Below are 18,172 nucleotides of genomic sequence, written 5' to 3' on the forward strand. Positions count from 1 at the left end.
GGTTGCCGCTCTGCGAGCCAACGGCATGGCACAAGACGCAAGGTCGGCGGGCAGCGCGGCGTCGGAATCGCTCGGGTCGGCCGTTCGGGGCTGGCTGCACGACACTGCCGAGTTGTTGCGCGTGCGCCTGGCGCTGCTGGGCGTCGAGGCGGCCGAACACGCCCAGGATGTCGCCGAAGCGATGGGCGCGGCGGTGGCCGCCGCCGTGCTGTTGTCGCTCGGGCTGGGTTTTCTGGCGGTGTTGCTGACGGTGCTGCTCTGGGACAGCCACCGGCTGCTGGCCCTGGCGGTGTTCACGGCGGTGTTTTTGACGCTGGGGGCCGTGGCCCTGGCGCGGGCGCAGCGCCGCTTGCGTGGGGTCCGCTGGTTTGCCGCCAGCACCGCCGAACTGGCCCGTGACCTGGAGCGCCTGCGTGGCCGGGGGTGAGGCACGCGAGCGCCTCGCCGCGCGCCGGCAGGCGCTGCAGCAGCGCTCGACCGAATTGCGCGAGCGCTTGGCGATGCACGGCGCTGCGCTGGCACCGGCCATGGACTGGGCCGATCGCGCGCGCGAGGGCTGGCGCTGGATGCGCGCCCACCCCTGGGTGCCCCTGGCCGCAGCGGCGGTGCTGGTCCTGCGGCGCCCGCGCATGGTCTGGCGCGGGGTTTGGTGGGCGTGGCGGGGATGGCGGCTGTGGCAGCGCTACGCCATCTGGCTGGATGCGTTGGGGGTGCGGCCCGGACGCCGCGTCCCGGGGGTTGGGGGGCGTGCAGGCCGCGCCTAACCCGTTAGGGTATGCCGATACAATGCTTCGCAACGTATAGACAGGACGCGCCCCATGTTCGTCATCGTCGGCTGGCTGGTGGCCATCGGCTGTATCTTCGGTGTCTTCATCATCCACGGTGGCAACATCGGGGTCATCATGAAGGCGCTGCCCTTCGAGATGATCACCATCTTCGGCGCGGCCATCGGGGCGTTCATCGCCGGCAACCTGATGAAGGTGCTCAAGGGCGTCGGCCGGGGGCTGGGGGCCTGCTTCAAGGGCTCCAAGTACACCAAGGCCCGGTTCATGGACCTGCTGGCGCTGCTGTACGACATTCTGCAAAAGGCCCGCAAGGAGGGCCTGATGGCCATCGAGAGCGACGTCGAGAACCCCGACGCCTCGCCCTTGTTCCAGAAATACCCGACGATCGCCAGCGATCACCACACGGTCGAGTTCATCACCGACTACCTGCGCCTGATGGTGTCGGGCAACCTCAATGCGCACGAGATCGAGGCCATCATGGACGCCGAGCTCGACACGCACCACGCCGAGGAGCATGCGGCGGTGGCGGCCCTGCAGCGGCTGGCGGGGGCCCTGCCGGCTTTCGGTATCGTGGCGGCGGTGCTGGGCGTGGTCAACACGATGGGCTCGGTCGGTCAGCCGCCGGCGGTGCTGGGCGGCATGATCGGCTCGGCCCTGGTGGGGACGTTCCTGGGCATTTTGCTGGCCTATGGCTTTGCCGAGCCCCTGGCCAGCCTGCTGGAGCAAAAGGTCGAAGAGGCCAGCAAAGAGTTTCAATGCGTCAAAACGACGCTGCTGGCCAGCATGCAGGGCTACGCGCCGATGACGGCGGTCGAGTTCGGGCGCAAGGTGCTCTTCTCGACCGAGCGGCCAACCTTCAGCGAGCTCGAGGCCCACGTCAAGAAAAAGTGACGACGCCACCCTGACCCCCCGCTCGCCGCCCCGAATCCGCACGTCCCATGGCCTCCTCCGGCAAGCCGCTGCAGCCCATCATCGTCAAGCGCGTCAAGAAAGGCGGGCATGGCGCGCACGGGGGGGCCTGGAAGATCGCCTACGCCGACTTCGTGACGGCGATGATGGCGTTCTTCCTGCTGATGTGGCTGCTGGGCTCGACCACCGAGGGCGACCGCAAAGGGCTGGCCGACTACTTCAACCAGCCGCTGAAGGTGATGCTGTTTGGCGGGCCGGGGTCGGGCGGCGCGAACAGCATTCTGGACGGCGGTGGCGACGACCTGACCAAGAGCGTGGGCGAGGACGCCAGCGGCAATGTCGACGAGAAGATGCGCGAGCTGGGCGCGCAGCTCGCCCGGGCCGAGGCGATCCGCCAGGACAAGCAACGCATCGCCACCTTGCGCGACAAGATCGAAAACATCATCAACCTCAACCCGCAACTGTCCGAGTTCAAAAGCCAGATCCGCCTGGAGATGGTGCAGGACGGCCTGAACATCCAGATCGTCGACGACCAGAACCGGGCGATGTTTGACACCGGCAGCGCGCTGGTCAAGCCCTACATGCGCGAGATCCTGCGTGCCATCGCGCAGGCGGTGGCCGAGGTGGACAACCGCATTGCGCTGTCCGGCCACACCGACGCCACCCCGTATGGCAGCGGCGAGCGCTCGTACAGCAACTGGGAGCTGTCGGCCGACCGGGCCAATGCGTCCCGCCGCGAGCTGGTGGCTGCCGGGCTGCCCGAGGGCAAGCTGGCGCGCGTGGTTGGCATGGCCGACAAGCAGCTGCTGTTTCCCGACCAGCCGTTCGACCCGCGCAACCGCCGCATCAGCATTCTGGTGCTCACCCGCGAGGCGGAGGAGCGCATGTCCAAATCCCTCGAGGCTGCGCCCACCATCAACGACGAAGGCGATGCCCGATCGGCGCTCGAGGCGGCGCAAAATCCCGCTGTCAAAGCGCCACCCGCTGCCAGTGGGCGGGCCGTGCCCTTAAACTAAGGGCGTCCCGGACGGAGTCTTCCATGGCCGATGTGCGTTTTTTGATTGTCGACGACTTTTCCACGATGCGCCGGATCGTGCGCAACCTGCTCAAGGAATTGGGGCATGGGGATGCCGACGAGGCGGAGGACGGCTCGGCGGCGTTGCACAAGCTGCGCAATGGCAAGTTCGACATGGTCATCACCGACATCAACATGCCGAACATGAACGGCTTCGAGCTGCTCACGCAGATCAAGTCCGACGAGAAGCTCAAGCACCTGCCGGTGCTGATGGTCACGGCCGAGGCGCGCAAGGAAGACATCATCGCCGCGGCGCAGGGCGGGGCGGCCGGCTACATCGTCAAGCCGTTCACGAAAGCCACGCTCGAAGAAAAGCTGACCAACATTTTCCGCAAGATGGGTTGGGCCTGACGGCACCACGGGGAGGGTAGGCCATGACCGATGCCGCATCCGAAGCGCCCAAGCCCGACGGCAAAGGCGACATCTATCAGCGTCTGGGGGAGATCACGCGCGAGCTGCACGAGGCGCTCAAGGCGCTGGGCTACATGCCCGCGCTCAAGGACGCCGTCGGTGAGCTGCCCGACGCGCGCAGCCGCCTGGAGTACATCGCGCGCCTGACGGGCGAGGCGGCGGAGAAGGTGCTCAACCGGGTGGACGAGGCCAAGGCCGAGCAGCACACGGTGATCGACAGCAGCCGCCAGTTGGTCGAGACGATCGGCGCGGTGCCGGGCCTGAAGTGGGCCATGCCGGAGCTGCTGGAGTGGTCGCACAAAATCCAGGCGGCGGCCGAGCGCACCGACCACCACCTGACCGAGATCATGATGGCGCAGGATTTTCATGATCTGACGGGGCAGGTGATCAAGAAAGTGGTCGCCCTGGCCGGCACGCTGGAGCAGCAGTTGCTGCAACTGCTGATCGAAACCGCCCCGCCCGCGGCGCCGGCGGAGGCGTCCGGCAGCACCGCGTCGAACGAGCCGCGGCGGCCGGAGCTGTCCGGGCCGGTGGTCAACCCCGAGGGGCGCACCGACGTCGTCACCAGCCAGGCGCAGGTGGACGATCTGCTGGCCAGTCTGGGTTTCTGACGGCGGGCCCCCGGGGGCAGGGGCGGACGCGGAAGTGGCGGGTTTTGGCCGCCTTTTGGGCCTTTAGAAAACCCGGGTGCCGCCGGACAATGCGGTCGTCAGCCACTGAACGGCCGCCATGGAATCGACCCAGGACAAGAACCAACCCGCCACCCCGCGACGCCTGCAAAAGGCGCGCGCGGATGGCCAGGTCCCCCGGTCGCGGGACCTGACGCACCTGGCGGTGCTGGGCGGCGGGCTCGTGCTGCTGTGGTCCACGCTGCCGTGGGCCTTTGAGCGCCTGCGGGGCGCCATGCGCGAGGGCCTGCGCTTCGACGCCGTCACCGTGCGCGAACCGCAGCGCATGCTCGAGCGCCTGGCGGATGCCCTGCAATTGGCGCTGGGTTACTACCTGCCGCTGGGTCTGGCGGTGATCGCCATCGCGGTGATCGCGCTGGTGGCGGCCGGGTCGTACGCGCTGAGCGCCAAGCCCCTGATGCCCGACTGGTCCAAGATCGGGCTGCTCAGCGGCATGAAGCGCTTGTTTTCGCGCCAGCAGGTGGTCGAGGTGCTCAAGCTGCTGGCCATCACGGCGATGATCGCGCTGATCGGCGGGTTGTATGTCGAGTCGCACATCGGCGCATTCGCCAGCCTGCTGCTGCGCCCGCTGGATGCGGCCCTGGCCCAGACGGGCGAGTGGTTCATGATCGGCGTGGCCTGGATGCTGGCCGTGGTGCTGCTCGTGGCGCTGGTGGACGTGCCGCTGCAGCAGTACCTGTATCGCCACCAGTTGCGCATGTCGCTGCAGGAGGTGAAGGACGAGCACAAGGAGACCGAGGGCAACCCCTTGGTCAAGAGCAAGCGCCGCCAGCGGGCGCGCGAGATTGCCTACGGCCAGAGCGTGCGGCGCGTGCCCGAGGCCGACGTGGTCGTCATGAACCCGACCCACTACGCGGTGGCGCTGCGCTACGACGAGCGCACCATGGCAGCCCCGCATGTGATCGCCAAGGGGACCGATCTGCTGGCCCTGCGCATCCGCGACGTCGCCCGCGATGCGCGCGTGCCGGTGCTGGAGTCGCCCATGCTCGCGCGGGCCCTGTATGCCCACACCGAACTCGACCATCCCGTGCCGGCCGCGCTGTTCACGGCCGTGGCGCAGGTGATGGCCTACGTCTACCGTTTGCGCGCCGCGCTCAAGGGACAAGGGCCCATGCCCAAGCCGCCCCGTCCCGAGGTGCCCGTCGAACTCGATCCCCTGCACGGTCACCAGCCGGCCTGAACCCTGTCCTGAGCCTTCCGACCCATGAACGCCGTTCTGCAATCGCTGCAACAGTCGCTGCGCCCCTGGCGGGGCCACGGTCAGGCGCTGGCCGCCCCGGCCCTGGTGATGCTGGTGCTGGCCATGCTGGTGCTGCCCCTGCCGCCGTGGTTGCTGGACACCTTCTTCACCCTCAACATCGCGATTGCGCTGACGGTGATGATGGTGGCGGCCTACATGCGGCGCGCGCTGGACTTTGCGGTCTTCCCCACCGTGCTGCTGATCACCACGCTGCTGCGGCTGTCGCTCAACGTGGCCTCCACCCGCGTGGTGCTGATGGAAGGGCACACGGGGCCGGGCGCGGCCGGCGCGGTGATCGAGGCCTTCGGCACCTTTCTGATCGGCGGCAACTTCGCGGTCGGCCTGATCGTGTTCCTGATCCTGGTGGTGATCAACTTCGTCGTCATCACCAAGGGCGCCGAGCGCATCGCCGAAGTGGGCGCGCGCTTCACCCTGGACGCCATGCCCGGCAAGCAGATGGCCATCGACGCCGATCTGAACGCCGGCCTGATCGACCAGGCCGAGGCCAAGCGCCGCCGCGCCGAGGTGTCGGAGGAGGCGGACTTCTTCGGTAACATGGACGGTGCGTCCAAGTTCGTGCGCGGCGATGCCATCGCCGGCATCCTGATCTTGATCATCAACATCGTCGGCGGTTTTGCGATCGGCATGCTGCAGCACGGCCTGTCCCTGGAGCAGGCCGCGCACAGCTACATCACGCTGTCCGTGGGCGATGCGCTGGTGGCGCAGGTGCCGGGCCTGCTGGTGTCGGTGGCGGCGGCCATGGTGGTCTCGCGCGTCGGCAAGGAGGAGGACCTGGGCCAGCAGATCGTCGCGCAGATGTTCGACTCGCCCAAGGTGCTGGGCGTGACCGCCACGGTGATGGCGCTGCTGGGCAGCATCCCCGGCATGCCCAATCTGGTGTTTCTGGGTTTTGCGGCGATCATCGGTGCGGTGGCGTTCTGGCTGGCGCGCGAGCGGCGCAAGCCTTCGGCGCAGGAGCTGGCCGCCCAGCAGGCCGCACAGGCGCCGGCCGAGACCGAGGCCACCTGGGACGACCTGCAGCCGGTGGACCTGCTGGGGCTGGAGTTGGGCTACCGCCTGATCGTGCTGGTGGACCGCTCCCGCCGCGGCGATCTGCTCACGCGCATCAAGGGCGTGCGCAAAAAGTTTGCGCAAGAGGTGGGCTTTTTGCCGCCCCCCGTGCATGTGCGCGACAACCTGGAGCTCAAGCCCAGTGCCTACCGCATCACGCTGCGCGGCGTCGTGGTGGGCGAGGGCGAGGTGTTCCCGGGGCAGTTTCTGGCCATCAATCCCGGCCACATCCGCACGCCCCTGATCGGGCAGTCCACGACGGACCCGGCCTTCGGTCTGCCGGCGACGTGGATCGAAGAGCACCAGAAAGAAAGCGCGCAAATGGCGGGCTACACCGTCGTTGATGCGGAGACCGTGCTGGCCACGCATTTGTCACACTTGATGCAAGTCCACGCGGCCAAGCTGCTCAGCCGGACCGAGGTGCAAGAACTCGTCGAGCATGTGCGCAAGCTGGCCCCCAAACTGATCGAGGAAGTGATCCCGGCCATGGTGCCCATCGGCGTGTTCCAGAAAGTGCTGCAGCTGCTGCTGGAGGAGGCCGTGCACATCCGCGACATCCGCACCATCATCGAGACGCTGGCCGAACACGCCGGGCAGATTCAAGACCCGGTGGAGCTGGCGCGGCGGGTGCGTCAAGCGTTGGCGCCGGCCATCGTGCAACAGATTTACGGGCCGGTGCAGGAGCTGGAGGTCATCGCCATCGAGCCGGGGCTGGAGCGGCTGCTGACCCAGGCCCTCGGTCCGCAGAGCATGGGCGCGCTGGACCCGGGCGTGGCGGACATGTTGACCCAGTCGGCCGCCCGCGTCGCATCGCGCCAGGAAGAAAGCGGCGTGCCCGCCGTGCTGCTGGTGCCCGACGCCATTCGCCAGGGCATCGCGCGGCTGCTCAAGCGCGCCGCGCCGCGCCTGCAAGTGCTGGCGCACAGCGAGATCCCTGACACCCACACCATCCGCATCGGCCCGATCATTGGAGAGCCTGCATGAATGCGCAACGATTCGTCGCCCCCAACTCGCGCGAGGCCATGGCGCTGGCGCGAGCCGCTTTTGGCGAGCAGGCCGTGATCCTGTCCACCCGCTCGACGGAGCAGGGTTTCGAGGTGGTGGCCACGTCCGAGGATCAGCTCTCGGCGATTGCCGCACAGGTGGCTACGCCCGCCGCGGCGACGGGCCGTGCGCTGCCCGAGTCGCCGGTGGGGCGGTCCGGGCGCGCGACGCTGGGGCTGCAGCAGCGCGCGGCGGCGCAGTTGCCGCCGGTGTCGCCGGACAGCTCCGTGGCGCAGGACACCGAGACGCTGGCGATGAGCACGCTGTCGTTCCAGGAGTACGTGCGCGAGCGCATGCTGCGCAAGCGCCGCGAGGCCTTGCAAGGGGGGGCACGGCCGGCGGAAGCGCCGGCGGCCGCCCGGCCCGCGGCGCCGGTGCGGGCGCAGCCCCAGCCGCAGCACCCGCCCCAGGCCCCTGTTGCGCCGCGTGCGGACGATGCCATGGTGCTCCCCTTTGGCCGCACCCAGGCGGCGCCAGCGGCTGCGGCGGCCCCCCAACGCCCCGCCGCGCCGGCCGATGCCGCAGCCGCGGGGCAGGCCAACCCGCTCGCGGCCCAGTTGGCGGCGCTGCAGGCGATGATGGAGGAGCGCTTTCAGACCCTGGCCTGGCTGGGGCAGGCGCGCCACAACCCCATCCAGTCCCAGCTCATGCACAAATTCATCCGGGCCGGCTACTCGCCGACCGTGGCCCGGGCCGTGCTCGAGCGCCTGCCCGCGCAGCTGGGGGCGGCCGAGGCCTGGCGCTGGACGCTGGAGGTGCTGGCGCGCAACCTGCGCGTGGCGCGCGAGCCGGGCCAGCTGTGCGACGAGGGCGGGGTTTTCGCCCTGATCGGCTCCACCGGCGTCGGCAAGACGACCACCGCCGCCAAGCTGGCCGCGCAGTGCGTCAAGGCCTACGGCGCCAACAGCGTGGGCCTGATCACGCTGGACACCTATCGCGTCGCGGGCTACGAGCAACTGCGCGCCTACGGCCGCATGCTGGGCGTGGTCGCGCACCTAGCGCACGACCGGGCCGCCCTGCAGGATCTGCTGGAGCTGCTGGCCAACAAGCGCATGGTGATCATCGACACCGCCGGGCTGGGTCAGAAAGATCCGCGCATCCAGGAGATGATGGCGCTGCTGCAGGCACCGCAGATCCGCAAGCTGCTGGTGGTCAACGCCGGCAGCCACGGCGACACGCTGGATGAGGTGTTCCAGGCCTACCGCGAGACCCCGCTGCACGGCGTGATCCTGTCCAAGGTGGACGAAGCCGCCAAGCTGGGGCCGGCCGTCGATGCGCTGATTCGCCACCAAGTCGTGCTGCGCGGGCTGACCACCGGCCAGCGCGTGCCGGAGGATTGGCAGCGCCCGGATGCCACCGCGTTGGTGCGCATGTCCATGGGCGGGCACGGCAAGTCGGCGTTCGACCCCACCCAGGCCGAGCTGCCGTTCTTCTTTGCGGACCCGGTGCACGCGGGCTGGCAGCCCGAAGGGGCTGCGCATGCTTGAGCCCGTTCACGACCAGGCCGCCGGCCTGCTGGCGTGGAACCTGCAGCCGCCCACCCGCGTGCTGGCGGTGGTGGCGACCGAGCGGGGCTCGGCGTCGCTGGAGCTGCTGTGGCGCCTGCGCCAAGGGTGCGAGGCGATCGGGGTGGCGTCCGCCGTGGTCGAGGGGCTGCCCGGCACATGGCCGGACGACGGTCCGCAGGCCGGGGGCGTCTGGCTCTGGCACACGCCGGTCAATACCGCCGTATCCTGGTGGCCGGTCGAAGACGGGGGCCGGCCGCTCGTGGCGCTGACCGCGGAGCCCGCCGCCCTGGTGGCCGCTTACCGCGCCCTCAAGGTTCTGCGGCAGGCGGGATTGCAGCCCGTCGTGGTGGCTCTGCCCGACGAGGCGCAAGGCTGCGCCGGTGCGAGGGGCGATTGCGCGCCGGCGCCGTTGCATGCCGCGCTGTCCGCGCTGCAGCGCACCTGCCAGGCGCACCTGGGTTGGGTGCCGGCCGTGTGGCGGCTGGGGTATCATGAATACCCATCGGCCGAGCCAGGAGGCGAGGCGGTGCTGTACAAGATACTGGATGCCGCGTGGACGCTGGACGTGCCCGGCGGCGAGGGAGGCGGACGGCGGCCATGCTGATGTTCTGCCCGGTATCACCGCCCCGGCCGATCCGATCGTCGGAGTTGTTGATGTATACGCCCAAGGGCACGCTCGACCGAGATGCGCAGTTGCGGCAGTACGCCCCTTTGGTGCATCGGCTGGCCCATTTGATGATTGCGCGCCTGCCGGCCAGCGTCGAGATCGATGACCTCATCCAGGTGGGCATGATCGGCCTGACCGAGGCGCTGGCCCGCTACGAGCCGTCCATGGGGGTGCAGTTCGAGACCTTCGCCAGCCAGCGCATCCGCGGTGCCATGCTCGACGAGCTGCGCGACGCGGACTGGATGTCGCGCAGCTCGCGCAAGCTGCAAAAAGACATCGAGGCGGCCATCCACCGGCTGGAGCAGCGCTTGCAGCGCCCTCCCAAGGAATCCGAGATCGCACAGGAGTTGGGCATGTCGCTGGCCGACTACCACGACACTCTCGCCCGCATGCGCGGGACGCAGTTGGTCTACCTGGAGGATTTGGGGGGCCGCAGCGAAGACGACGAGGGGTTTTGGGATCGCTTTTTGCCCGACGACGGCGAGCACAACCCGGAGAGCATCCTGGCCGATCAGCGCATGCGCGCGGCGCTCGTCGAGGCGATTGGCAAACTGCCCGAGCGCGAGCAGTACGTGATGAGCATGTACTACGAGCACGACATGAACCTGAAAGAGATCGCGGCCGTGCTGGGCGTTACCGAGTCGCGGGTCAGCCAGCTCCATTCGCAGGCGGTGGCCCGTCTGCGCGCCCGCCTGCGCGAGCACTGACACGGTCTGCGGCTGCGGTCAGCCGTAGCCGCCCACGCCACCGCGGCCTGGGCGCTGGCGTCCCAGGCGGGCGTAGGCCTGCAGATCGTCCTGTGGCAGCAGTTGCGCCAGCGCGTGGCGCGTCGCACCCGACAAGCGGGCTTGCAGATCGGTCAGGGTGAGCAGCCGTTGGCCGATATCGGCCAGCAGGACGGCCACATCCGCGGAACGGTTGGCGGGAGCGGGGCGCTGAATCAGCGGGCGCACGGACGAAAAGGCCTGGGCCAGATCCGCGCAGGCTGCCACCCAGGCGTCGGCATCCACCTCGCCGGCGGCATGCCGTGTCAACACTTGCAAGGCTTGATCGAGCCGATCACGCAGTCCTTCGAGCGCAGGCGTCCAATCGACGTCGGCCATGGAACGCCATCAACTGGAGCGGCGCGCTCCGGCCGCGGCGACACCGAGCAGCTCGCGGGCGCTGCTGAGCAATTTGTCGGCAATGGCTTCGGCGTTCACCGAAAAGCTGCCGTTTTGGATGGCGGTCCGCATGGCCTCCACCTTGGCGGCGTCGAAGCTGTCCGTGCCGGAGCGCGCCACACCGTTGGTCATGGCTTGCGTGACCGGAGAGAACTTGACGCTGGCGCTGGCCGTCTCGGCGGGCGTTGGCGCATTGCTGGTCGCGGGCGAACTCACCCCCTCCGCGGTGCGCTTGGACACCGGAGTCGGCAGGCCGAACTTGGATTCAGGCGAGTTGTTGACTTTCATGGCACTCTCCAGACCCCGTACCAGAGGTCATCTGAGAGCGTTATCGGCAGGATGAGCCCGGACTTTACCCCTTTTTTGACGTTTGTGGGGATTCACAAGGGAACCGAGACCGTCTGGGCATCCACCACGGTGCCGGTCAGCACCCGGCGGTTGGCCAGCCGCACGCGCACAGACTCGCCCACGCGCCCGTCGCCCAGTGCCTCGGCGGTGGCGGTCAGTGTAAAGCCTTGGCCTTCGACCCGCACCCGCACCACACTGCCCATGCCAAAGGCGTGGGGCGCGCGCACCAACCCGGTGCGCAGTACCTGTCCGGCGGCCAGACCGCGCGCGGCTTCCAGTCCCACCCAGTCTTTGGGCGCGACCAGCACGCTGTCGCGGTGGGCGGTCCACTCCACTTCGGTGGGTTCGGCATGCTCGGCGGTCAGCGTCTCGCCCGGCGCGACCGGGCGCCGCAGCACCCAGCCCGGCCCCCAGACCCGCACATAGATCGGCAGGAAGACGTTCCAGGGCACCGGCCCCTCGGTGCAGCGCAGCCCGATGCGGCTGCGGCCCCACAGCCGGGTGCCAGGGGGCAGGTGGGGCTCCACCCGTTGGCAGGGGGCCAAGCGCAAGCGGCTGTCCAGGGTGCCGACCTCGATGTCGGCCCGCAGCGGCACGGGCAGGGCGCCCTTGCGCAATTGCTGCCCCACCTCGCCGTTGAGCCATTGGCCGATCTGGGCACGCCACGGGGCGGAGCCCAGTTCGGCCGCCGCGGGCGGCGTGGACTGCGCCTGCGCGACCCCGGCGCCCCACAACAGGGCGGCTGCTGCCAAGCCGGCCGACACCGTTTGCCGCCAGCGGGGAGTGGAGGATGAGGCCGAGCAGAACACAAGCGCACTGTAGGCCGGCAGGCCCCCGAGCAATCGCGGGAAATGCGCCGCTCCGGGGGTGCTTATCGCCGGTTCGTCCGCCCTCAAGTTTTTGACAATGCCTCCATCGAGCGACGGGATCGCGACACCGTCCAGACCCTCCGGGCAATTGCCAATCTTGTCACGCCAACCGCCGAGGCCGCCATGTTGAACCGACTGACCGATCGCATGGACCTGCTGGGACAGGCCCTGCAGTTGCGCGCCTACCGTCAGCAGGTCATCGCGAGCAACATCGCCAACGCCGAAACCGCGGGCTATGTCGCGCGGGATTTCGACTTTCGCTCCGCTCTGCAAGAGGCCCGTGCCGCCACGCGCCGCACGACCCTCTCGGCCAGCGACGGGCTGGCGGGCAGCGATCCGCGGCACCTGCGCACGGCGGTGCACAGCGCCGCGGGCGTGGTTGATCGGGTCAAGGTCGCTTACACCGTGCAGACCCAGCCGTCGTTGGACCAAAACAGCGTGGATCTGGACCAGCAGCGCGCCAACTTCGTCGACAACGCGGTCCAGTACGAATCGACGCTGCGCTTCATCAACGGGCATGTCAAGACCATGCTCAGCGCCATCCAGGGCCAGTGATCGGGAGGCCGCCATGTCGATGTTTCGCATCTTCGATGTCTCGGGCAGCGCGATCAGCGCCCAGGCCCAGCGCCTCAACACCGTGGCCAGCAACCTGGCCAACGCCGACGCGGTCGCGGGCCCCGACGGACGGGCCTACAAGGCGCGGCAAGTGATGTTCGAGACCGTGCCGATGGGCGAGCCCGCATCGGCCGGGGTCAAGGTCAAGACGGTGGTGGAAAGCGATGCGCCCAACCGCCGCGTCTACAACCCGCACCACCCGAGCGCCGACGCGCAGGGCTATGTGACCTATTCCAACGTCAACCCGGTGGAGGAGATGGTCCACATGATCGCCACCGCGCGCTCGTACCAAAACAACGTCGAGGTCATGAACACGGCCAAGTCGCTGTTGTTGAAGACCCTGCAGATGGGGCAGTGATCCCCGCATCGAAGGACAGACGCCATGTTCATGACCCCCTTGAGCAACAGCGAGATCGACGCCTACAACGCCCGCGGCGGCGCGCAGGCCGAATCGACCGACCCCAAGGCCGCGCAGGAGCGGTTTCTCAAGCTCTTCGTCGCGCAGCTCAACAACCAGGATCCGCTCAATCCGCTGGACAACGCGCAGATGACCACGCAGATGGCGCAGATCAACCAGGTGGTCGGCCTGCAGCAGGTCAACGAGACGCTCAAGAGTCTGGCGACGCAGTTCGGCATGGTCAGCAGCATCCAGGGCGCCCAGCTCGTGGGCCGCGAGGTGGCGAGCGAAGGCAACGGCCTGGTCGTGGCCGACGGCAAGGCACGCGGCGCGTTCAACCTGGCCGGCGCCGCGGACCGCGTGAGCGTCGAGATTCTGGGCCGCGCCGGCGAGGTGCTGGGCACCGTCGATTTGGGCGGACGGGGGGCGGGCCTGCAGACGTTCGAGTGGCCGCTCGGGTCGGTCGACCCGGCCCGCGTCGCCACGCTGCGCGTCACCGCCACGGGCGGCGGGCAATCCGTCACGGCCACCCCGCTGGCGCTGCACAAGGTGCAGTCGGTGGGCTTGGTCGAGGGCGCGCTGCGCCTGCGCACCGATGGCGGCACGCTGGCTTACGACCAGGTCCTGGCCTTTCTTTGATCCGTTTGTTGTTTATTGCCCGACGAGGAGCACACCATGAGTTTCGGAACCGGCCTGTCTGGATTGAACGCCGCCAGCAAGAACCTGGACGTCATCGGCCACAACATCGCCAACGCCAACACCACCGGGATGAAGGCCGGTCGGGCGGAGTTTGCCGAAATGTACGCCGCCTCGCTCGGGGCGGCTGGCGGCAGCAACGGCGGCATTGGCGTGAGCGTGGCCACCGTGGCCCAGATGTTCACGCAAGGCAACATCAAGGTCACGGGCAACAACATGGACATGGCCATCAACGGGGAGGGCTTCTTCTCGGTGCAGATGGCGGACGGCTCCCTGGCCTACACGCGCAACGGCGAGTTCAAGCTCGACCGCGACGGCAACATCATCACCAACAATGGGGCCAAGCTGCTCGGGTATCAGACCGACACCGCCGGCAAGCCGACGTCGGTGGAGCCGGTCCCGTTGAATCTGCCGACCGGCAAGAACATCGACCCCAAGATGTCGACGGAACTCAAGCTGACGATGAACCTGGACTCGCGGGCCGATGTGCAAACGGTCGGTGCACCGTTGACGGCAGCCAACAAGGAGTTCGGCACGTCCATGAATGTGTACGACACCCTGGGCAACGCGATTCCGGTGCAGCTCTATTTCGTGAAGACGGCGGCCAACGCCTGGGACGTCGTGTCCGTTTATCAGCCCACCGATCCGCCCAATACGCCGGCCACGGAAACCAATCTGGGAACGATCTCGTTCGATCCGGCGACCGGCAAGCCCACGCTGCCGCTGACGCTGACCAACATCCAGATTGCGGCTGGCGCGGTCAACGCCACGGCCGGGCTGCCCGCCACGAACATCGATGTGGCGCTGAATTTTGGCGATCCCACCAACCCCGCAGCGGCCACGGTCACGCAGTTTGGCTCCAAGTTTGCGGTTTACGAGGTCGCCCAAGACGGCTACCCCTCTGGCGAGCTGACCTCGATTAACGTGGGGGAAGACGGTGTCATCACGGCCCGCTACTCCAATGGGGTGAGCCAGGCCAACGGTCAGATCATGCTGACCCGCTTCCGCAACGTTCAGGGGCTGCAACCCGTCAACGGCGGGTACTGGCAGAAGACGCAGGCGTCGGGTGACCCCATCATCGGCCAGCCGCTGACCGGCCGCTTCGGCCTGATCCGCTCCGGCGCGCTGGAAGAGTCCAACGTCGACCTGACGCAGGAGCTGGTCAACATGATCGTGGCGCAGCGGCACTACCAGGCCAATGCGCAGACGATCAAGACGCAGGACCAGGTGCAGCAAACGCTGGTCAACCTGCGCTGAGGTCGCGAGGAGTAAGGCATGGACCGCGTCATCTACACCACGCTGTCCGGGGCGTCTGCGGCGATGCAGCGCCATCAGGTCATCGCGCACAACCTGGCCAACGTCACCACCACCGGCTTTCGGGCCGAGCTGTCGACGTTTCGCGCGGTGCCTCTGCAGGGCGAGGGGGCGACGACGCGGGTGCATGCGCTGGAGGCGACGCCGGGCTACCTGGACAAGGCGGGGCCGATGCAAAACACCGGGCGCCCGCTGGATGTGGCCGCCGTGGGCAACGCCTTCTTCGCCATCCAGGCCCTGGATGGCACCGAGGCCTACACCCGCGCCGGCGCGTTGCAGGTGAATGCCCAGGGCAACCTGGTCGGCTTCAATGGCCTGCCGATGCTGGGGACCGGGGGCGCGCCGCTCACCATCCCCGAGGGGGCGCAGGTGCGCATCGGGCGCGACGGCACCGTCACCGCCAAGGTGGGCGAGCAAGCCCCGCAGGAGGTCGGCCGCCTCAAGCTGGTGACCCCGGAGGCGGGCCAAAAGCTGGTGCGCGGCGAGGACGGGCTGTTTCGGGGCGGTGACGGCCAGCCCCTGCCGGCCGACCAGAACGCCACCCTGATCGACGGCATGCTGGAGGGCTCCAACGTCGATCCCATCCAGGCCATGGTGGACATGATCGCGGCCACGCGCCAGTACGAAGTGCAAATGCGGATGTTGCAAAACGCCGAGAAGAACGACCAGAGCGCCGCACAGTTGCTCAGCCTCAACGCCTGAGCGGGAGAATTCTCATGATCAATTCGCTTCAGATCGCCAAGACGGGCATGCAGGCCCAGCAGACGCAGTTGGACGTCATCTCGCACAACCTGGCCAACGTGTCGACGGCGGGTTTCAAGCGCAGCACGGCGCTGTTCGAGGACCTGATCTACCAAAACCTGCGGCAGGTGGGCGGCAACGCCACCGAAAACGCCGAGCTGCCCACCGGGCTGCAGATCGGCCTGGGCGTGCGCACGGTGGCCACGGCGCGCACCTACACCCAGGGCAACCTCCAGCAAACCGACAACAACCTGGATGTGGCCATCAACGGCAACGGGTTTTTCCGGGTGGCCATGCCCGACGGCAGCACCGCCTACACGCGCGACGGCAGCTTCAAGCTCAATGCCGAGGGGCAGCTGGTGACCAACCAGGGCTATCCGTTGGCCGACGCCATCCAGGTGCCGCAAAACGCCCGCGCCCTGACCATCGGCAAGGACGGCACGGTGACCGCCACCGTGGGTGACGCCGTGCAGACCATCGGGCAGATCACGCTGGCGCAATTCATCAACCCCGCCGGGCTGGAGCCGACCGGACAAAACCTGTTTCGCGAGTCGCAGGTCTCCGGGGCGCCCGTCGAAGGGCTCCCGGGGGCCGAAGGCTTTGGGCAGACGCTGCAAGGCTATCTGGAAAGCTCCAACGTCAACGTCGTGCAGGAGCTGGTCAACATGATCCAGACCCAGCGCGCCTACGAGCTCAACTCCAAGGCCGTGACCACGTCCGACCAGATGCTGCAGCGCCTGACGCAGCTGTGATCCCCGTCTTTGCTGGAGCCTTGCGATGAATGCCGCCCGCCGCCTGCTCGCCGTGGCCGCCGCCGCCCTGCTGGGGGGGTGCGCCTCGCTGTCCCAGATTCCGGACGTGGATCTGGCCAAGCCGCCCGAGGACGGCATCCGCTACCCGCAGACGCGCCCGGCCGTGACCGAAGCGCCCAGCGGCTCGCTCTACACCGCGGTGGCGTACCGGCCGGGCTTCGAGGACCACCGCGCGCGCCTGCCGGGCGATGTGCTGACGATCCAGATCACCGAGTCGCTGTCCGCCTCGCAAAGCGCCAAGACCGATGTGGCGCGCGAAAGCAGCATCGGCGCGAGCGTGTCGGCCTTTCCGTTCGTCACCGGCACGGTGCTGGGCGATCTGACCACCGGCGCCAAGTCCAGCAACACCTTCAAGGGCGACGGCAAGACCGAGGCCAGCAACACCTTCCGCGGCTCCATCACCGCGGTGGTGACCGAGGTGCTGCCCAACGGCCACCTGGTCGTCATCGGCGAAAAGCAGATCGGCGTCAACCAAGCGGTGGACGTGCTGCAGTTCAGCGGCACGGTGGACCCGCGCGTCATCCAGCCGGGCAACGTCGTGCCCAGCACCCAGGTGGCCAACGTGCGCGTGCTGTCGCGCGGCCGCGGGGCGCCGGCCGATGCGCAAACATTTGGCTGGCTGGCACGGTTCTTTTTGACGCTTTTGCCGTTCTAAAGTTTTTCCACAATCGGTTCACGAGGTGATGCGCGATGAACCGATGGACTTTTCTCCCCCGCGGGCTGCTGGCCGCCATGACGATCATGGCCGCCTCGGCCCTGATGCCGGCCCCGGCGCAGGCCACGCGCGTCAAGGACGTGGCCGCCGTGCAGGGCGTGCGCAGCAACCAGTTGGTCGGCTACGGCCTGGTGGTGGGGCTGGACGGCACGGGTGACGGCAACAACGCCTACACCACCCGCAGCCTGGCCAATTTCATGCAGCAAATGGGCATCAGCCTGCCGCAGGGCGTGACGGTGCAGCCGAAGAACGTCGCCGCGGTGCTGGTGACGGCCGATCTGCCGGCGTTTGCCCGGCCCGGGCAGACGATCGATGTGACGGTGTCGTCGGTCGGCAGCGCCAAGTCGCTGCGCGGCGGCACGCTGATCCAGACGCCGCTGCGCGGCGCCGACGGGCAGGTCTACGCGCTGGCGCAGGGCAGCCTGGTGGTGGCCGGGGCCGGGGCGTCGGCCGGCGGCAGCAGCGTCACCGTCAACCACCTGAATGCCGGCCGCATCCCCAACGGCGCGCTGGTGGAGCGCACCGTGCCGACACCGCTGCTGCTGGGCGAGGGGGTCACGCTGGCGCTGAGGGCGGACGACTTCCAGACCGCCTCGCGCGTGGCGGCGGCGATCAACCGCGCCATCGGCGACGGCACCGCGCAGGCGCTGGACGGCCGCACGGTGCAGGTGCGCGCGCCGCGCGACCCCAACGAGCGCGTGGCGTTCCTGGCCAGCCTGGAGGATCTGCCGGTGGAGCTGGCCACGCCGACCGCGCGCGTCGTCTTCAACGCCCGCACCGGCTCGGTGGTGCTGAACCAGGCGGTCAAGCTCGCGCCAGCGGCCATCGCGCACGGCAACCTCTCCATCAGCATCAGCTCCACCCCGCAGGTCAGCCAGCCGCCGCCGCTGGCGCCCCCGGGGGCCCAGACCGTCGTGACCGAGAAGGCGGACATCCAGGTCCAGCAAGACGGCGGCAAGATCATCGAGGTGGAGGCCTCCGCGCAGCTGGCGGACGTGGTGCGCGCGCTCAACAAGCTGGGCGCCACGCCGCAGGATTTGCTCGCCATCCTGCAGGCGCTCAAGGCGGCCGGGGCGCTGAAGGCCGAGCTGGAGGTGATCTGA

General features: G+C 68.5%; 22 protein-coding genes. 19 read left to right on the plus strand and 3 right to left on the minus strand.

Going from position 1 to position 18,172, the window contains the following annotated elements; translation table 11 throughout:
* Nucleotides 1-25: 25 nt before the first annotated feature.
* The 11 genes from A9O67_RS05885 (at nucleotide 26) to A9O67_RS05935 (ending at nucleotide 10,106) form a co-directional block, all read left to right on the plus strand.
* Nucleotides 26-427 (plus strand): phage holin family protein, encoded by a 402-nt coding sequence (locus tag A9O67_RS05885; RefSeq protein ID WP_068608386.1) that lies wholly within the window; start codon nucleotides 26-28, stop codon nucleotides 425-427.
* On the plus strand, nucleotides 396-764 hold the full coding sequence (locus A9O67_RS05890; protein WP_082955403.1) for a YqjK family protein: 369 nt from the start codon (nucleotides 396-398) through the stop codon (nucleotides 762-764). Before A9O67_RS05885 ends, A9O67_RS05890 begins: the two co-directional genes overlap by 32 nt.
* A gap of 54 nt (nucleotides 765-818) precedes the next feature.
* The gene (gene motA / locus A9O67_RS05895) at nucleotides 819-1,676 is read left to right on the plus strand and encodes a flagellar motor stator protein MotA (protein WP_068608388.1); all 858 of its coding nucleotides are present in this window, start codon (nucleotides 819-821) and stop codon (nucleotides 1,674-1,676) included.
* A gap of 47 nt (nucleotides 1,677-1,723) precedes the next feature.
* On the plus strand, nucleotides 1,724-2,710 hold the full coding sequence (gene motB, locus A9O67_RS05900) for a flagellar motor protein MotB (RefSeq protein ID WP_068608390.1): 987 nt from the start codon (nucleotides 1,724-1,726) through the stop codon (nucleotides 2,708-2,710).
* Nucleotides 2,711-2,733: 23 nt separating this feature from the next.
* On the plus strand, nucleotides 2,734-3,120 hold the full coding sequence (cheY, locus tag A9O67_RS05905; protein WP_068608392.1) for a chemotaxis response regulator CheY: 387 nt from the start codon (nucleotides 2,734-2,736) through the stop codon (nucleotides 3,118-3,120).
* A 23-nt stretch (nucleotides 3,121-3,143) separates the two neighbouring features.
* Nucleotides 3,144-3,791, plus strand: a complete 648-nt coding sequence (locus tag A9O67_RS05910; RefSeq protein ID WP_068608394.1) for a protein phosphatase CheZ — start codon at nucleotides 3,144-3,146, stop codon at nucleotides 3,789-3,791.
* A 118-nt stretch (nucleotides 3,792-3,909) separates the two neighbouring features.
* Entirely contained in the window at nucleotides 3,910-5,049 is a 1,140-nt protein-coding gene (locus A9O67_RS05915; RefSeq protein WP_068608396.1) for an EscU/YscU/HrcU family type III secretion system export apparatus switch protein, read from the plus strand.
* A 24-nt stretch (nucleotides 5,050-5,073) separates the two neighbouring features.
* Nucleotides 5,074-7,164: a flagellar biosynthesis protein FlhA gene (gene flhA / locus A9O67_RS05920; RefSeq protein WP_068608398.1), complete on the plus strand. Its 2,091-nt coding sequence runs from the start codon at nucleotides 5,074-5,076 to the stop codon at nucleotides 7,162-7,164.
* Nucleotides 7,161-8,711 (plus strand): flagellar biosynthesis protein FlhF, encoded by a 1,551-nt coding sequence (gene flhF, locus A9O67_RS05925; RefSeq protein WP_068608401.1) that lies wholly within the window; start codon nucleotides 7,161-7,163, stop codon nucleotides 8,709-8,711. The genes flhA and flhF overlap by 4 nt, the downstream gene beginning before the upstream one ends.
* Entirely contained in the window at nucleotides 8,704-9,336 is a 633-nt protein-coding gene (locus A9O67_RS05930; RefSeq protein WP_156682266.1) for a hypothetical protein, read from the plus strand. The genes flhF and A9O67_RS05930 overlap by 8 nt, the downstream gene beginning before the upstream one ends.
* 50 nt (nucleotides 9,337-9,386) lie before the next feature.
* Nucleotides 9,387-10,106, plus strand: a complete 720-nt coding sequence (locus tag A9O67_RS05935; protein ID WP_068608405.1) for an RNA polymerase sigma factor FliA — start codon at nucleotides 9,387-9,389, stop codon at nucleotides 10,104-10,106.
* Nucleotides 10,107-10,124: 18 nt separating this feature from the next.
* On the opposite strand, the gene A9O67_RS05940 is transcribed toward A9O67_RS05935, so the two are convergent.
* The 3 genes from A9O67_RS05940 to flgA all read right to left on the minus strand — a co-directional run bounded on the left by A9O67_RS05940 (nucleotide 10,125) and on the right by flgA (nucleotide 11,662).
* Nucleotides 10,125-10,502 (minus strand): hypothetical protein, encoded by a 378-nt coding sequence (locus A9O67_RS05940; protein ID WP_068608407.1) that lies wholly within the window; start codon nucleotides 10,500-10,502, stop codon nucleotides 10,125-10,127.
* A gap of 9 nt (nucleotides 10,503-10,511) precedes the next feature.
* On the minus strand, nucleotides 10,512-10,850 hold the full coding sequence (flgM, locus tag A9O67_RS05945; RefSeq protein WP_068608409.1) for a flagellar biosynthesis anti-sigma factor FlgM: 339 nt from the start codon (nucleotides 10,848-10,850) through the stop codon (nucleotides 10,512-10,514).
* 92 nt (nucleotides 10,851-10,942) lie between these two features.
* A complete protein-coding gene (flgA, locus tag A9O67_RS13585; protein ID WP_197484447.1) occupies nucleotides 10,943-11,662 on the minus strand; it encodes a flagellar basal body P-ring formation chaperone FlgA in 720 nt (239 codons plus the stop codon).
* 240 nt (nucleotides 11,663-11,902) lie between these two features.
* Here flgA and flgB point away from each other — a divergent pair, with 240 nt between their 5' ends.
* Genes flgB through A9O67_RS05990 form a run of 8 tightly spaced genes read left to right on the plus strand, consistent with a single transcriptional unit; the run spans nucleotide 11,903 to nucleotide 18,172 of the window.
* On the plus strand, nucleotides 11,903-12,334 hold the full coding sequence (flgB, locus tag A9O67_RS05955) for a flagellar basal body rod protein FlgB (protein WP_068608414.1): 432 nt from the start codon (nucleotides 11,903-11,905) through the stop codon (nucleotides 12,332-12,334).
* Nucleotides 12,335-12,347: 13 nt separating this feature from the next.
* Nucleotides 12,348-12,752 carry a flagellar basal body rod protein FlgC gene (gene flgC / locus A9O67_RS05960; protein WP_068608416.1) on the plus strand — a complete coding sequence of 135 codons (405 nt, stop codon included), beginning with the start codon at nucleotides 12,348-12,350 and terminating at the stop codon, nucleotides 12,750-12,752.
* 24 nt (nucleotides 12,753-12,776) lie between these two features.
* Nucleotides 12,777-13,430, plus strand: coding sequence for a flagellar hook assembly protein FlgD (locus A9O67_RS05965; RefSeq protein WP_068608418.1), 654 nt, complete (start codon nucleotides 12,777-12,779; stop codon nucleotides 13,428-13,430).
* A gap of 36 nt (nucleotides 13,431-13,466) precedes the next feature.
* Nucleotides 13,467-14,744 carry a flagellar hook protein FlgE gene (flgE, locus tag A9O67_RS05970; RefSeq protein WP_068609785.1) on the plus strand — a complete coding sequence of 426 codons (1,278 nt, stop codon included), beginning with the start codon at nucleotides 13,467-13,469 and terminating at the stop codon, nucleotides 14,742-14,744.
* 18 nt (nucleotides 14,745-14,762) lie between these two features.
* Nucleotides 14,763-15,503 (plus strand): flagellar basal-body rod protein FlgF, encoded by a 741-nt coding sequence (gene flgF / locus A9O67_RS05975; RefSeq protein WP_068608420.1) that lies wholly within the window; start codon nucleotides 14,763-14,765, stop codon nucleotides 15,501-15,503.
* A gap of 14 nt (nucleotides 15,504-15,517) precedes the next feature.
* A complete protein-coding gene (flgG, locus tag A9O67_RS05980) occupies nucleotides 15,518-16,294 on the plus strand; it encodes a flagellar basal-body rod protein FlgG (RefSeq protein ID WP_068608423.1) in 777 nt (258 codons plus the stop codon).
* Nucleotides 16,295-16,319: 25 nt separating this feature from the next.
* Nucleotides 16,320-17,009, plus strand: a complete 690-nt coding sequence (locus A9O67_RS05985; protein WP_068608424.1) for a flagellar basal body L-ring protein FlgH — start codon at nucleotides 16,320-16,322, stop codon at nucleotides 17,007-17,009.
* 35 nt (nucleotides 17,010-17,044) lie between these two features.
* Nucleotides 17,045-18,172 carry a flagellar basal body P-ring protein FlgI gene (locus tag A9O67_RS05990; RefSeq protein ID WP_068608426.1) on the plus strand — a complete coding sequence of 376 codons (1,128 nt, stop codon included), beginning with the start codon at nucleotides 17,045-17,047 and terminating at the stop codon, nucleotides 18,170-18,172.

The sequence above is a fragment of the Tepidimonas fonticaldi genome (assembly GCF_001675355.1).
GTDB classification, from domain to species: domain Bacteria; phylum Pseudomonadota; class Gammaproteobacteria; order Burkholderiales; family Burkholderiaceae_C; genus Tepidimonas; species Tepidimonas fonticaldi.